Raw genomic sequence first — 14,024 nt, forward strand, 5'->3', positions numbered from 1 at the left:
GCGGGGGTGGCAGGCGGTGGTCAGTCTCGGGGCAGGCCGAGGATGCGCTCGCCGACCACGTTGAGCAGCACCTGCTCGGTGCCGCCCGCGATCGACAGGCAGCGGACCATGAGGAACTTGCGGCCCTGCTCGGTGAACTCGACGCCGCCGGTGCCGGTGAGCTCCAGGCCGAACTCGGCGATGTCCTGGCGATGGCGCACGCCGACGATCTTGCGGACGCTCGACTCGGCGCCCGGCCCGGAACCGGCGAGGCTGCGCAGCGCGGTGCGCAGGTCCAGCAGGTTGCCCACGACGCCGTCGGCGACGTGCTTGCCGAACTCGTCCAGAACCAGCGCGTCGCCTGAGACCCCGGCCGCGTTGATGAGGCCGATGATCTCCTCCGCGGCGTCACCGAGGGAGGAGCCGCCGCCCATGGCCACGCGCTCGTTGGCGAGTGTCGTGCGGGCGATCTTCCAGCCGTCGTTGACCGTCCCGATCTGGAACTCGTCGGGCACGAACAGGTCCTCGAGGTAGACCTCGTTGAACAGGGCCTCGCCGGTGATCTCGCGCAGCGGCCGGGTCCGGATGCCCTCTGAGCGCATGTCCACCAGGAAGTAGGTGATGCCCTTGTGCTTGGGCGCGCCGGAGTCCGTACGGGCCAGGCACATGGCCCAGTCGGCCTCGCGGGCCAGCGACGTCCACACTTTCTGGCCGTTGAGCTTCCAGCCGCCGTCGACCTTCTCGGCGGTGGTGCGCAGAGCGGCGAGGTCGGAGCCGGCGCCGGGCTCGGAGAACAACTGGCACCACCTGATCTTGCCGGCCATGGTGCCCGGCACCAGCAGATCGGCGTGCTCGGGGGCGGCCTGCAGGATGGTCGGCACCGCCCAGCCGCCGATCGTGATGTCGTGGCGGGTGACGCCGGCGGACTCGAGTTCGGAGTCGATGAGCAGCTGCTCGGCCGGGCCCGCGCCCAGGCCCCACGGCTCGGGCAGGTGCGGCATGAACAGGCCGGTGTCGGCCAGGGCCTGCTTGCGCTCGTCGCCCTCCACGGCCGCGACCTTCGCCACCAGGGCGCGGATCTCCTCGCGCTTGGCGTCCAGCCCGTCGATCTCGGACAGGTCGATGTCGAGGTGACGGCGCCTGCCGGCGAGGGTGAGCTCGGCCAGGCTGCGTCGCCAGCGCGCGGAGCCGCCGATGATCTGGCGCAGCGCGCTCGCGCGCCGCATGTAGAAATGGGCCTCGTGCTCGAAGGTGAAGCCGATACCGCCGAGGATCTGGATGCAGTCCTGGGAGTTGCGCACGGCGTTGTCGAAGGCCAGCGCCCCGGCGACCGCGGCGGCGACGGGCAGCTCGGAGTCGGAGGAGGTGAGGTCCTCCGCCGCGACGGCGGCGTCCCACGCCATCGCGCGGACCTGCTCGGTGCGGCAGAGCATGTCGGCGGCGAGATGCTTGATGGACTGGAACGAGCCGATGGTGCGGCCGAACTGCTCGCGGATCTTGGCGTAGTCCACGGCGGTGGCGAGCGTGTAGTCGGCGACGCCCGCCGCCTCCGCCGCGGCCAGCGTGACGAACAGCTGGTGGACGTGCTCGGTGGTGATGCCCTCGAGGATCCGGTCGGCCGGGATCGTCACGCCCTCCAGGCGAACGCGGCCGATCGAGGCCGAGATGTCGTATGGCGTCGACGGGGTGACCGTCACGCCCGCGGTGCCCGCCTCGAGCAGCGCCCAGCGCGTGGCGCCGTCGATCTCGACGGGCAAGAGCAGTCCTCCGTCGGGGGTGCCGCCGTAGGCGATGCCGGGGTCGCCGGTGACCTCACCCGAGCCGTCCAGCGTCGCGGTGTCGATGCCCAGGCACACGCCCACCGGCAGGCCGCCCTCTGCGAGGGTCTCCCCCAGCGCCTGCGCCACGGCCCCGCCCGCACGGGAGACCAGCACCCCGGTCAGGGCTGTGGACAGCACCGGGCCCGGCGCCATGTGGGCGGCTGCGGTCTCGAGCATGCAGGCCAGGTCGACGATCTCCGCGCCGGCACCGCCGTGCTCTTCGGCGATCGCGACACCGAACAGCCCCAGCTCGGCGAGTCGGGGCCACACCGCCTTCCAGGCTTCCGGATCCTCCTCCTGAACGCGTACCGTAGCCACGGGATCGGCGGACTTCGCCCAGGCCTTGATCGAACTCTGGATCTCGGTCTGGTCCGGTGTGGTGGCGATACTCACTGCAGGCTCCTCGACTCGGGCGGGGGACGCGTACCCGGCGCGGGACGCGAGGGCCCGCGCGTACACGCCTACAATAGAACGTGTTCTAGGTAACGTGTTCTAGAATGCACCAGTAGGGTCCGATCGGTACACCCGGGTCCCCGCCCGGTACGCCAACCCGAGACCGCCAGCCCGATCAGCAGTCCCGATCCGACCAGCGCAGAAGGTTCGTTGCCATGACCAAGAGCTCGACCGAGACCGGCTCCGCCGCCGCGTCCGCCGCCGCTACCAGAGCCGACGAGCCCAGTACGTCGTCGCAACGCGAGCGCCGTCGCCGGATCCTGGACGCCACGTTGGCCCTGGCCGCCAAGGGCGGGTACGAGGCCGTGCAGATGCGCGCCGTGGCAGAGAAGGCCGAGGTCGCCGTGGGCACCCTCTACCGGTACTTCCCGTCGAAGGTGCACCTGCTGGTCTCGGCGCTCGCCCGCGAGTTCCGCCGGCTCGATCAGCGCACGGAGCGTTCGGCGCCGCCCGGCGACACCGCGCAGGAGCGGATGAAGGTCGTGGTGGAAATGATCACCAAGTCGATGCAGCGCGACCCGAACCTCACCGAGGCCATGACGCGGGCCTTCATGTTCGCCGACGCCACTGTGGCCAACGAGGTCGAGGAGGTCGGCTTCCTCATGGACCGCATCATCGCCCGCGCGCTGGCACAGGGCGAACCGGACGAACTCCAACTCTCGATCGCGCGCGTGGTCTCGGACGTGTGGATGTCCAACCTTGTCTCGTGGCTCACCCGGCGGTCGTCGGCCGCGGACGTCGCCGCCCGACTGGCGCTGACGATCGACCTGCTGCTGGGCACCGACGATTCGCCCCGCCGCGCGCGCCTGCACACGGCGATCGGAAACGGGAACGGCAACGAGGCCGGTGAAGCCGACTCCGCCACCGGATAGGGCCGCACAGTCTGACAGCGCGTTATGTGGCGGGGCCCGTACGCGTTTCCACGCAGCCGCTCCTGACGATGGCGTCTCGCTCCTGTGCGTGTCTGCCCAGCCGCTCCCCCGCCCGGCGGCCCGCTCCTCAACTTGGAGTCTCGCTCCTGCGCCTGGCGTCGCGCTCCCGCGCGTGTCCACGCAGCCGCTCCCGCTCTTGGCGTCTCGCTCCCGCGCCTGTACGCCTGAACCGCAGCCGCGCCTGACGATGGCGTCTCGCCCACCCTTCGGGGCGAGCGAGACGCCATAGAGACGTGCGGCTGTGCGGGCTGCGGCGAGTGCACTGCGGCGGTCGCGGGAACCGGGAGCCTGGCCGTGCGGGCTGCGGCGGGTGCGCTGCGGGGGTCCCGGGAACGGGGAGCCTGGCCGTGCGGGCTGCGGCGGGTGCGGGGCCCGGGCGCCTCGGGGGCGGGAGCCCGGGCCCGCGGTCAGGGCACGACGACCGGCGGCACCGTCCGGATCGCGCCGGAGACGTCGGCCGCCCACCGCAGCGGGCCGCTGGTCGGGTCCCAGCCGGCGAGCAGGTCCGCCACCTTCGCCGTCATCTCCCGTCCGAGACGTAGGAACGACGTCTCGGGCCGGTCGTCGACCTCGCCGAGGATGAGCCACCACGCCCAGGCGACGGCGCCGGCGTTGGCCATGAAGTCCGGCAGCACCGCGATACCGCGGGTCGTGAGGTCGAGTTCCGCATCGGCGGTCGTGGCGGCGTTCGCGGCCTCCACGACGATCGGCGCCGTGACCTGCGCGCAGTTCTCGGCGGTGATCGCGTACGACACGGCGGCGGGAACCAGGACGTCGACGTCCATGCCGAGGATGCTGTCGCGGTCCAGACGCTGCACCCGGGCGGGTACGGCGGCGCGGTCGATCTCGCCGAAGCGGTCGCGGGTCGCCAGCAGCGCCGGGACGTCGAGGCCGGCGGGGTCGTAGAGTGTGCCGGCGGCGTCGGCGAGCGCGACCACCCGCATCCCGGCCTCGTGCAGATACCAGGCGGCGCCACCGCCCATGGTGCCGACGCCCTGGATCGCGACCGACGTGCGCTCGATGTCCCAGCCGCGCACGTGCGCTGCCGCGAGGCACGCCTGCGCGACGCCGTAGCCACCGATCACGTCGCCCAGGAGCCCACCCGGGACCTCGGCGTTGAGCCCGCGGAAGATCCGATCGGCCGTGGCCGCGGGGTCAGCGGACCGCTCGATCGCCGCGTGGTACGACTGCCTCATGCCGAGGCGGCCGAAGACCTCGTCGATGAGGTGCTGCGGCACGCCCAGGTCCTCGGCGGTCACCCAGTGCCGGTCGAGGAACGGGCGCATCGCCTCGCAGAAGCGGCCGAGCACCTCGACGGCTCGCGGGTCCTTGGGGTCGAAGTCGATTCCGCCCTTGGCCCCACCGACGGGTAAGTCGAAGGCCGCGGTCTTGCGGGTCATTCCGCGCGCCAGGTCCTCTACCTCGCGGAGGGTGCATCCGGCGCGCATGCGGGTGCCGCCGGTGGCCAGGCCGCCGACGAGCGTGTCCACGACGAGATAGCCGCGGGCGCAGGTCTGATCGTCCTCCCAGTGCAGGCGCAAGTAGGGTTCGCGGCGGGTACTCGACGTCTCGGCCGGGGCCGGGGCCGTGGCCGGGGTCAGGGCCGGAGCCGTGGCCGGTGCGGAGACGGCCTGTGCGGCGGGCCCGGTCTGCGGGCCGGCCCCCGTGTGGCCGGTCGTGCCCGGGATCTCGATGGATGTCATGGTGCTCGCCTCCTCGGCGACCTCGTCCGTCGGCGGGTCCGGCGGGGGTGTCCCCAGCATGGGTCCGCGTCCCCGGGCGGGTCCAGCGAGACTTCGTGGACCCGACCGTTCACTTTTCCTGCACGTTCGACCCGGGGGCTCCTACTCTCGGGGCATGGAGCCGTCCCTGCACCGCCTGCGGTTGCTCCACGAACTGGAGCGACGGGGCACCGTCACCGCGGTCGCCGCGGGCCTGGGGTACACCGTCTCGGCCGTGTCGCAGCAGCTGTCGCTGCTCGAGCGCGAGGCGGGGACGCCCCTGTTCGAGAAGCGGGGTCGTGGTCTCGCGTTGACGGAGGCGGGACTCGTGTTGGCGGAGCACGCGCGCACGATCCTGTCCGCGGTGGAGGACGCGGGCCACGCGATGGAGTCGGCGAGGGCGGGCGTCGGGACGACGCTCACGGCCGGGGTATGGGCGTCGGTGGCCACCACGCTGCTGCCGGCCGGGATCGCGATCCTGTCCCGCGACCATCCGGGAATCGTCGTGCGCAGCCGCGAACTGGCCCCGGAGGACACGACGGGCGCGGTCCGCGACGGCTCGCTGGACCTGTCGTTCGTGCTGGACTACTCGAGCTATGCGATGGCGGACGTGCCGGACCTCGTGCGGCTGCCGATCGCGCGGGAGGCCCTGCACGCGGTGGTGCCGCGCGGGTCGATGCCGACCGCGCAGGTGTCGTTGTCCGACCTCGCGGGGGCGCCGTGGGTGGTCGCGCACCCGCGCTCGCACTTCGGCCGGGCGGTGCGGATCGCGTGCGGGGACGCGGGCTTCGAGCCGGAGGTGCGCCACGAGGCGGGCGAGCAGTCCACGGCATTGGCCCTGGTCGCCGCCGGCCTCGGCGTCACGCTCGCCTCCGATCTCGGCCTGACCACGTTCGCGGCCGACGTGGACGTTCTGCCGCTGAGGGACGGGCTCACCAGGACGGTGTCGATCACCCATCGCCGCCGCGACGCCCGGAGGCGCCCGCTCCAGGCGTTCGTCGCGGCGTTCACGGCCGCCGCCCGGGAGGTCGGCCTGGACCCCCCGGGCGGGGCGTGAGACCTCAGGGCCGACGCGCGAGGAAGTCCGGGCGCGGCGGCGTGCCCGCGAACGGCTCGGCGAGCTCGTTCTCGACGCTGTTGAACACGATGAACACGTTGGCGCGCGGCAGCGGGGTGATGTTGCCACCCGAGGCGTGCAGCGCGTTGCAGTCGAACATCGTCATGGAGCCCGCGCCGCCGGTGAGGACGTCGAGTCCGTGCTCGCGGTACATCTCGGTGATGTGCTCCTCGGACGGAACGCCCACCTTCGGCGCGGTCGTCACGAGCGACTCCTTGTAGTAGTCCTCGGGCGTCTCACCGGCGCACTGGACGTAGTACTTGTGCGTGCCCGGCATGATCATCAGCGGACCGTTGTAGGTCTCGTTGGGCGTGAGCGCGATCGAGGCGCTGCAGGCGCGCGGCTTGGGCATGCCGTCCTCGGCGTGCCACGTCTCGAAGTCCGAGTGCCAGTAGAACGCGCCGCCGGCGAAGCCGGGCTTGTAGTTGAGCCGGCTCTGGTGAACGTACACATCGGATCCGAGGATCTGGCGGGCCAGATCGATCGCGCCGGACTGCTCGACGGCCTCCCACACGACCTCACTGAGCTCGTGCACGTCGAAGATCGACCGGACGGCCCGGCCGCCCTCCTCGCGGATGATGCGGGGATCGTCCTTCATCGCGGGGTCGTCCCCGAACCGTCGGAGCTCCTCCCAGCAGGCGTCGATCCGGCTCTGGTCCAGGGCGCCCTCGCGCTGGACGTATCCCTTCTCCTCGAACTCGAGCACCTCGGGATCCTGGCCGCTCCCCCAGATGACGGGGTCCCGGCGCTCGACGATCTCCGGGCGCCCGGCCACGCGGGTCTGGTAGTCATCAACGGCAATGGTCACTACGACTCCTTTCTCTCCTCAGCCTGAAAACCCCGGCTGACTCGGGAAAACGAGGGGTGCCGCCCTCGTGGGGCCGACCGTATCCGTGGCGACGATCTCGGACAACTCTCAGCCGCTGACGTATCCTCGACTCTTGTCCACGGCGGGACCTGGCTCGCCGCCGGCGAGCCACGTGCGCAGGTGATCGCGGAATTGTGCGGAGAGCGTGTCGCGCCAGCCCACGACGTCGCCGGACATGTGCGGGCTGATGTGCACGCCCCCCAACGTCCAGAGCGGGTCGCCCTCGGGGAGAGGTTCGACGACGAGGACGTCCAGATGCGCGGAGAGCCTGCCCGACACGATCTCGGCCGTGAGAGCGTCCTGATCGACCAGCTGTCCGCGACCCACGTTCACCACGTGTGCGCCGTCGGGAAGGGCGGCCAGCTCCGCGGGCCCGAGCATCCCCCGGGTCGCCTCCGTCAGCGGCGCCACCATGACGAGATGGTCCACGTCGCCGAGATGGTCGACCAGGCGGGCCGAGTCCAGGACGCGGCCGAAGTCCTCGTCGTCGTCGCGTGGTCGACGTCCCGCCCCGGCCACGTCGAGCCCGACCGCCCGGAGGAGCCGCGCGGTGGCCCGGCCGATCCCGCCGGTGCCCACGACCAGGGCGCGCCGGCCCGCCACTCGCGTGGTCTCCCGGCGGTGCCACACCCCCGAGCGCTGCAGGGCCTCGGTCTGGTGCAGGAGCTTGTCGTGCGCCAGGACGCAGGCCAGGACGTACTCGGCGATCGGCTCGTCGAACACTCCGCGGGCGTTGGTGACCAGCACGTCCGAGTCGCGGAGTTCGTCGAAGAGCAGCTTGTCGACGCCGGCGGCGGCCACGTGCACCCAGCGCAGCGAGTCGGCGGCGTGCCAGGCGGAGGCCAGCGCCTCCGAGAAGAAGTCCCACAGGAGTAACACCTCGGCGCCCGGGAGCGCGTCGGCGAGGGTGTCGGCCGTGCACTCGCGCACGTCGGCGAGGTCGCGGATCTCCTCGAGGGTGGAGGGCGGGGCGACGCCGTTGGCGGTGAGGACGACGACGGTCGGGCGGGCGGCGCGGTCGGGATCGGGATGCGGCGTCATGGGGACACCGTAACGCGGCCGCGCGGCGGGAATCCGCAATCGTCGGATTGTTGACAATCGACCGGGCGCGGCCACACACTGACCGCATGACCGCGCACCTGTCGCCCCTTCTCAAGCAGGCCACGCCCGTCGTCGTGGACCACGCCCTCGGCTCGTGGATCCACGGCACCGACGGCCGCGACTACCTGGACTTCACCACCGGCATCGGCGTGACCAGCACCGGCCACTGCCACCCCGACGTCGTGGCGGCCGCGCGGGAGCAGTGCGGGAAGATCATCCACGCGCAGTACACGACCGTCATGCACCAGCCGCTGCTCGAGCTCACCGCCAAGCTCGGCGAGCACCTGCCGGCCGGCATCGACTCGGTGTTCTACGCCAACTCGGGTTCCGAGGCCGTCGAGGCCGCCGTGCGGCTGGCGCGGATGGCCACGGGCCGGCCGAACATCGTCACCGTCCAGGGCGGCTTCCACGGCCGCACGGTGGCCGCCGCGAGCCTCACCACCGCCGGGACCCGCTTCTCCGCCGGCTTCTCCCCGCTCATGGGCGGCGTGGTGATGACCCCGTTCCCCCACGCGCTGCGCCACGGCTGGACCACCGACGACGCCGTGGACTTCGCGCTGGCCGAGCTGGACTACCTCATGGCCACCCGCGTCGACGCCCGCGAGATCGCGGCGTTGCTCATCGAACCCGTCCTCGGCGACGGCGGGTACATGGCCACTCCCCCGCGCTACCTCCAGGGTCTGCGTGAGCGCGCCGACGCGGCAGGTGCGCTTCTGGTCCTCGACGAGGTCCAGGCCGGCATCGGGCGCACCGGCCGGTTCTGGGGCCACCAGCACACCGAGGGCCTGGTCCCGGACGTCATCATCACCGCCAAGGGCATCGCGTCGGGCTTCCCCATCTCCGCGATCGCGGCGTCCACCGACCTCATGGCCAAGGCCTGGCCCGGATCCCAGGGCGGCACCTACGGCGGCAACGCCGTGGCGGCCGCGGCCGGGGTCGCCACGCTCGGCGTGGTCGAGCGCGAGAACCTCGTCCAGTGCGCGGCAGACCGCGGATCCCAGCTGCTCGCGGGTCTGCGGCGTAGCCTGGCGGACGTGAGCGAGATCTGCGACATCCGCGGGACCGGGCTCATGCTGGGTGTCGAGTTCGGCGACGCAGGCGCGCCCGCCGGCAGCGCCGGGGCGCTCGAGGCCGCGCGCCTGGCGGCGGCCGTCCAGCAGGCGTGCGTGGACGAGGAGCTGCTCACCCTGACGTGTGGGCCGACCGGGTCGGTGGTGCGCCTCATCCCGGCGCTCGTGGTGACCGAGGCCGAGGTCGACGCCGGCGTCGAGCGCTTCACCCGGGCCGTGCACCGGGTGCGCGACGGGGCGGCGTGACCGCCCGCGTCGACGCGACCGCGCCCGGCCGCGCCGGCGGGTCCGGCGGGTCCACGGTGACGGTTGACGAGCTGGTCGACGCGCTCACCGCCGCGGGTTTGGCCCCGGAGGCCGATCGCCGCCGGGTCGCCGAGTACTCCTACGACGCCTCCAACTACCGGGTCACCCCGGCCGCGGTGCTCTTCCCCCGCTCGGAGGCCGAGGTCGCCACCGCGCTCGCCGTGTGCCACCGCCTCGGCGTACCCGCGACCGCCCGCGGCGGCGGTACCTCGATGGCCGGCAACTCCGTCGGCACCGGGCTGGTGCTGGACCTGTCGCGGCACATGCACCGGGTGCTGGCCGTGGACGAGGCTGCGCGGACGGTCACCGCCGAGGCCGGCACCGTCCTCACCGCCCTGCGCGCCGCGGTTCACGCCGCGACCGACTCGCGACTGACCTTCGCCCCCGATCCCTCGAGCCAGTCGCGGGCGTGCCTGGGCGGGGCGATCGGCAACGACGCGTGCGGGAACCACTCCGTGCGTCACGGCCGGACCGCCGACCACGTCGAGGCGCTGCGCCTGGTCACCGCCGACGGCCTGCGCCTCACCGCCACGCGCCGAGGCGTCGAGGCCACCGACGCCGGGGACGCGGCCGCCGCCGCGCGCGCCGAGTACCTCACGGCCGAGCTGCGCGACCTGGCCGCCGCTCATCTGGCCGCGATCCGCACCGAGCTCGGCCGCATCCCCCGCCAGGTCTCCGGCTACCACCTGCGGCACCTGCTGCCGGAGGAGGGCTTCGACGTGGCCCGCGCGCTGGTCGGCTCCGAGGGCACATGCGCGATCGTCACCGCCGCGACCATGCGCGCCGTGCCCCGGGCCGCGCGCACCGGCCTGCTGGTAGTGGGGTACGCCGACGTCGTGGACGCCGCCCGCGACGTCCCGGCGATCCTGCGCCACCGCCCCACGGCGGTGGAGGGGATCGACGAGGTGATCGTGGCGACCATGCGGCAGCGCCGCGGCGCCGACGCCGTGGCCGATCTGCCCTCCGGGCGCGCGTGGCTGTTCGTGGAACTCGACGACGACGGGAACGACGACGACGAGCTCGACGACGAGGCGGGCGGCGCCGGTGGTGGGCTCGGGGCCCGGATGACGCGCGTGGCCGACGAGCTGGCCCGGGACGGTCACGCCCTCGAGGCCCTCGTCGTGACGGATCCGGTGACCCGCGCCGACCTGTGGCGGGTCCGCGAGGACGGCGCCGGCCTGAGCTCCCGGCTCACCGATCCCGCCACCGGCGCCACCATCGAGTCCTGGCCCGGCTGGGAGGACTCGGCCGTGCCGCCCGAGAGGCTGGCCGACTACCTGGCCGAGTTCCGCGAACTGCTCGCACGGCACGGGCTCGCCGGCGTGATGTACGGCCATTTCGGCGCCGGATGCATGCACATCCGGATCACCTTCGACCTGCGCTCGGACGCCGGGCGGGCGGTCTTCCGCGCCTTCTGCACCGACGCCGCCCACCTCGCCGTGCGCCACGGCGGCTCCCTGTCCGGTGAACACGGGGACGGCCGCGCCCGTTCGGAACTGCTGCCGCTGATGTACTCGCCGGAGATGCTGGGCGCGTTCGAGGGTTTCGCGCGCATCTGGGACCCCGCGGGGCTGCTCGCACCCGGTGGCCTCACCGCCACCCGGCCGATCGACGCCGACCTCGCCCTGGCCGGCGTCGGGCCCGGGATCGGCCGGCGTGACCTGGGACTGCTCACCTCCGCCGACGGTGCTCACCCCGTGCAGGCCTGCATCGGGGTCGGCCGCTGCCGCACGTCGACCGGCGGCGTGATGTGTCCGTCCTTCCGCGCGACCGGCGACGAGAAGGACTCCACCCGCGGTCGGGCCCGCGTCCTGCAGGAGGTCGTGCGTGGCACGATCGGCGTGGACGACCCGGCTGTCGAGGAGTCGCTCGAGCTGTGTCTGGCCTGCAAGGCGTGCTCCTCGGACTGCCCCACCGGCGTCGACATGGCCACGTTCAAGGCCGAGGCGCTGCACCGCCGCTATCGCCGACGCGTCCGGCCGCGCGTCCACTACTCCCTCGGCCTGCTCCCGCTGTGGCTGCGCGGGACCACCCGCGCCGCGGGGCCGCTCAACGCCCTGCTCGCCACCCCGCTCGGGCGGGCCGGCGCCCGGCTCGGCGGAATCACCGGCGAGCGCGCGCTGCCGCGGTTCGCCTCGGCCCGGCAGCTCCGCGACGAGCTCGCCCGGGTCCCGGCCAGCGTGTGGCACGTGCGCGACCTGGCCCGGCGATCGGGCAAGGGATCCGCTGCCGGTACGGGCGCGGTCGCCGGTTCGGGCGGCCGGGCGGTTGCGCGGACCTCGGCCGAGGTCGTGCTGTTCCTCGACTCGTTCACCCGGGGACTGCGCCCGCACGTCGCCGGCGCCGCCGCCCGCGTCCTGGGCGGCTCGCACACCTCCGTCGCCTGCTCGGCCGGCCACTGCTGCGGCCTCACCCACGTCACGACCGGCCGACTGGACGCCGCCCGACGCACCATGCGCGCGACCACGCGTCACCTCGACGCGATCCGCGGGCCGGACGGGGCGGAAGTGCCCGTCGTCGTCGTCGAACCGTCCTGCGCGGCCACGCTGCGCGGCGACCTCCCCCACCTCCTCGCCGACACCCCCGACGCCGACGCGGCCCGGCGCGTCGCGGCGCGGATCCGCTCGTCGGCCGACCACCTCGGCCGCCTCGCCTCCGAGGGCCGGGCGCCCGCCTGGCCCGGCGGCACCGCGCCCGACCGCGTCACCGTGCAGACCCACTGCCACGAATACGCGACGTTCGGCAACCGCGTGCAACGCGCGACGCTCGCCGCCCTCGGCGTGGGCTCGGTCCGCGAAGCCACCGGCTGCTGCGGCGTCGCCGGCGACTTCGGCTTCACCGCCGGCCACGAGGCCGTCACCGCCGCCGTCGCCGAACAGGCCCTCGCACCCGCCCTGCGCGCCGACCCCGACGCGCCTGTCCTCACCGACGGGTTCTCGTGCGCCACCCAGACCGGTGAACTCGGCCGCACCGGGCGACACCTCTTCGAACTCCTCGATCCCGATCCCGCCGATTCCGACCCCTCCAGCCCCGATCCCGACGCCACCATCCCGCCCACCACCAGGAGGCCCTAATGACCCGCTCCGTCACCGACATCATCGCCGGACTCGGCACCGGCGTGTACGTGAACGGGCAGTGGCGCGACGCCGCCTCCGGCGCCACGTTCGACGTGGTCAACCCGGCCACCGGCGAGGCCATCGCCACCCTCGCCGACGGCGGGGCCGACGACGCCACCGCCGCGATCTCCGCTGCCGGGCGGGCGCAGGAGAGCTGGGCCGCCGTCCCCGCGCGCGAGCGCGCCGAGATCCTGCGCCGGGCCTACGAGCTGCTGGTGTACCGCGCCGACGAGATCGCCCTCCTCATGACCACCGAGATGGGCAAGCCGCTGGCCGAGGCGCGCGGCGAGGTCAGCTACGGCGCCGAATTCTTCCGCTGGTTCTCCGAGGAGGCCTCCCGCATCCACGGCGACGCCCGCCGCTCCCCCGACGGCAAGACCCGACTCATGGTGACGCAGGAGCCGGTGGGCCCGTCCATCCTCATCACCCCGTGGAACTTCCCTCTGGCCATGGCCACCCGCAAGATCGGCCCGGCCGTGGCCGCCGGCTGCACCATGGTGTTCAAACCCGCCAACCTCACGCCGCTGACCTCCCTGTACGTGGTGGACGTCCTGCGCGAGGCCGGTCTGCCCGAGGGCGTGCTCAACGTGGTGTGCACGACCGACGCCGGCGGCGTGGTGGAGCCGTGGATCGACTCCGGGATCGCCCGCAAGCTCTCCTTCACCGGCTCCACACCCGTAGGCCGGAAGCTGCTCGAGCAGTGCTCGCGCGGCGTGCTGCGCACCTCCATGGAGCTCGGCGGGAACGCCCCGTTCGTGGTCTGCGAGGACGCGGACATGGACACCGCCGTCGACGCCGCCATGGCCGCCAAGATGCGCAACATGGGCGAGGCGTGCACGTCCGCCAACCGGATCCTCGTGCACCGGTCGGTGCTGGACGAGTTCGGTCGCCGACTGACCGAGCGGATGGCCTCCCTCACCGTGGGCGACGGCACCGCCGAGGGCACCGACGTGGGACCGCTGGTCGAGGAAAAGGCCGTCGACAAGGTCGCCGAGCTGGTCGACGACGCCGTGAGCCGCGGTGCCGCGGTGCTTACCGGCGGCACCCGCGGCGAGGGCCCCGGCTTCTTCTACCCGCCCACCGTCCTCACCGGCGTCACCCCGGACGCCAGGTTGATGTCCACCGAGATCTTCGGCCCCGTCGCCGCGCTCGTGCCGTTCGACACCGATGACGAGGCCGTCGCGCTGGCCAACGACACCGAGTACGGGCTGGTCTCGTACGTCATGACCGAGAATCTCGACCGCGCGATGACGATGTCCGAGCGGCTCCAGGCCGGCATGGTCGGCATCAACGTGGGCGTCGTCTCCAACCCGGCAGCGCCGTTCGGCGGGATCAAGCAGTCCGGGCTCGGCCGCGAGGGCGGGACGACGGGGATCGAGGAATTCCTCGAGACCAAGCTCGTCGCGATCCCCGTGCGCTGACAGGGCGACCGGGGGCGAGAGCGAAGAAAATCCGCTACCCCGGCACCGGATCCGCTACCTCCACAGGGGTAGCGGATCAGGCGTCCGAGTAGCGAATTTCGGGTGTCGCGCGAACACAGG

Annotated in this window: 9 protein-coding genes; 5 read left to right on the forward strand and 4 right to left on the reverse strand. The window is 73.1% G+C overall.

Features of this window, described 5'->3' with window-relative positions; translation table 11 throughout:
* Positions 1 to 20 precede the first annotated feature (20 nt).
* A complete protein-coding gene (locus tag DCI01S_RS00355) occupies positions 21 to 2,192 on the reverse strand; it encodes an acyl-CoA dehydrogenase family protein (RefSeq protein ID WP_061227441.1) in 2,172 nt (723 codons plus the stop codon).
* A gap of 215 nt (positions 2,193 to 2,407) precedes the next feature.
* Here DCI01S_RS00355 and kstR point away from each other — a divergent pair, with 215 nt between their 5' ends.
* Positions 2,408 to 3,124 (forward strand): cholesterol catabolism transcriptional regulator KstR, encoded by a 717-nt coding sequence (gene kstR / locus DCI01S_RS00360; RefSeq protein ID WP_061227442.1) that lies wholly within the window; start codon positions 2,408 to 2,410, stop codon positions 3,122 to 3,124.
* Positions 3,125 to 3,591: 467 nt separating this feature from the next.
* On the opposite strand, the gene DCI01S_RS00365 is transcribed toward kstR, so the two are convergent.
* Complete coding sequence (locus DCI01S_RS00365; protein WP_239550080.1) at positions 3,592 to 4,947, reverse strand: Glu/Leu/Phe/Val dehydrogenase dimerization domain-containing protein; 1,356 nt, start codon at positions 4,945 to 4,947, stop codon at positions 3,592 to 3,594.
* Positions 4,948 to 5,041: 94 nt separating this feature from the next.
* Between DCI01S_RS00365 and DCI01S_RS00370 the strand changes: the two genes are divergently transcribed.
* On the forward strand, positions 5,042 to 5,962 hold the full coding sequence (locus DCI01S_RS00370) for a LysR family transcriptional regulator (RefSeq protein ID WP_061227443.1): 921 nt from the start codon (positions 5,042 to 5,044) through the stop codon (positions 5,960 to 5,962).
* 4 nt (positions 5,963 to 5,966) lie between these two features.
* Here DCI01S_RS00370 and thpD read toward each other — a convergent pair whose 3' ends face one another.
* On the reverse strand, positions 5,967 to 6,830 hold the full coding sequence (gene thpD / locus DCI01S_RS00375) for an ectoine hydroxylase (RefSeq protein WP_061227444.1): 864 nt from the start codon (positions 6,828 to 6,830) through the stop codon (positions 5,967 to 5,969).
* A 108-nt stretch (positions 6,831 to 6,938) separates the two neighbouring features.
* Entirely contained in the window at positions 6,939 to 7,931 is a 993-nt protein-coding gene (locus DCI01S_RS00380) for a D-2-hydroxyacid dehydrogenase (protein ID WP_061227445.1), read from the reverse strand.
* Positions 7,932 to 8,017: 86 nt separating this feature from the next.
* Between DCI01S_RS00380 and DCI01S_RS00385 the strand changes: the two genes are divergently transcribed.
* The 3 genes from DCI01S_RS00385 to DCI01S_RS00395 are packed head-to-tail and all read left to right on the forward strand — an operon-like array spanning position 8,018 to position 13,904.
* Positions 8,018 to 9,307, forward strand: coding sequence for an aspartate aminotransferase family protein (locus tag DCI01S_RS00385; protein WP_061227446.1), 1,290 nt, complete (start codon positions 8,018 to 8,020; stop codon positions 9,305 to 9,307).
* Positions 9,308 to 9,363: 56 nt separating this feature from the next.
* Positions 9,364 to 12,441 (forward strand): FAD-binding and (Fe-S)-binding domain-containing protein, encoded by a 3,078-nt coding sequence (locus DCI01S_RS00390; RefSeq protein WP_061227562.1) that lies wholly within the window; start codon positions 9,364 to 9,366, stop codon positions 12,439 to 12,441.
* On the forward strand, positions 12,441 to 13,904 hold the full coding sequence (locus DCI01S_RS00395; protein WP_061227447.1) for an NAD-dependent succinate-semialdehyde dehydrogenase: 1,464 nt from the start codon (positions 12,441 to 12,443) through the stop codon (positions 13,902 to 13,904). The genes DCI01S_RS00390 and DCI01S_RS00395 overlap by 1 nt, the downstream gene beginning before the upstream one ends.
* The last annotated feature ends 120 nt before the right edge of the window (positions 13,905 to 14,024 follow it).

This window comes from Dietzia cinnamea NBRC 102147 (assembly GCF_001571065.1).
In the GTDB taxonomy this organism is placed as follows: domain Bacteria; phylum Actinomycetota; class Actinomycetes; order Mycobacteriales; family Mycobacteriaceae; genus Dietzia; species Dietzia cinnamea.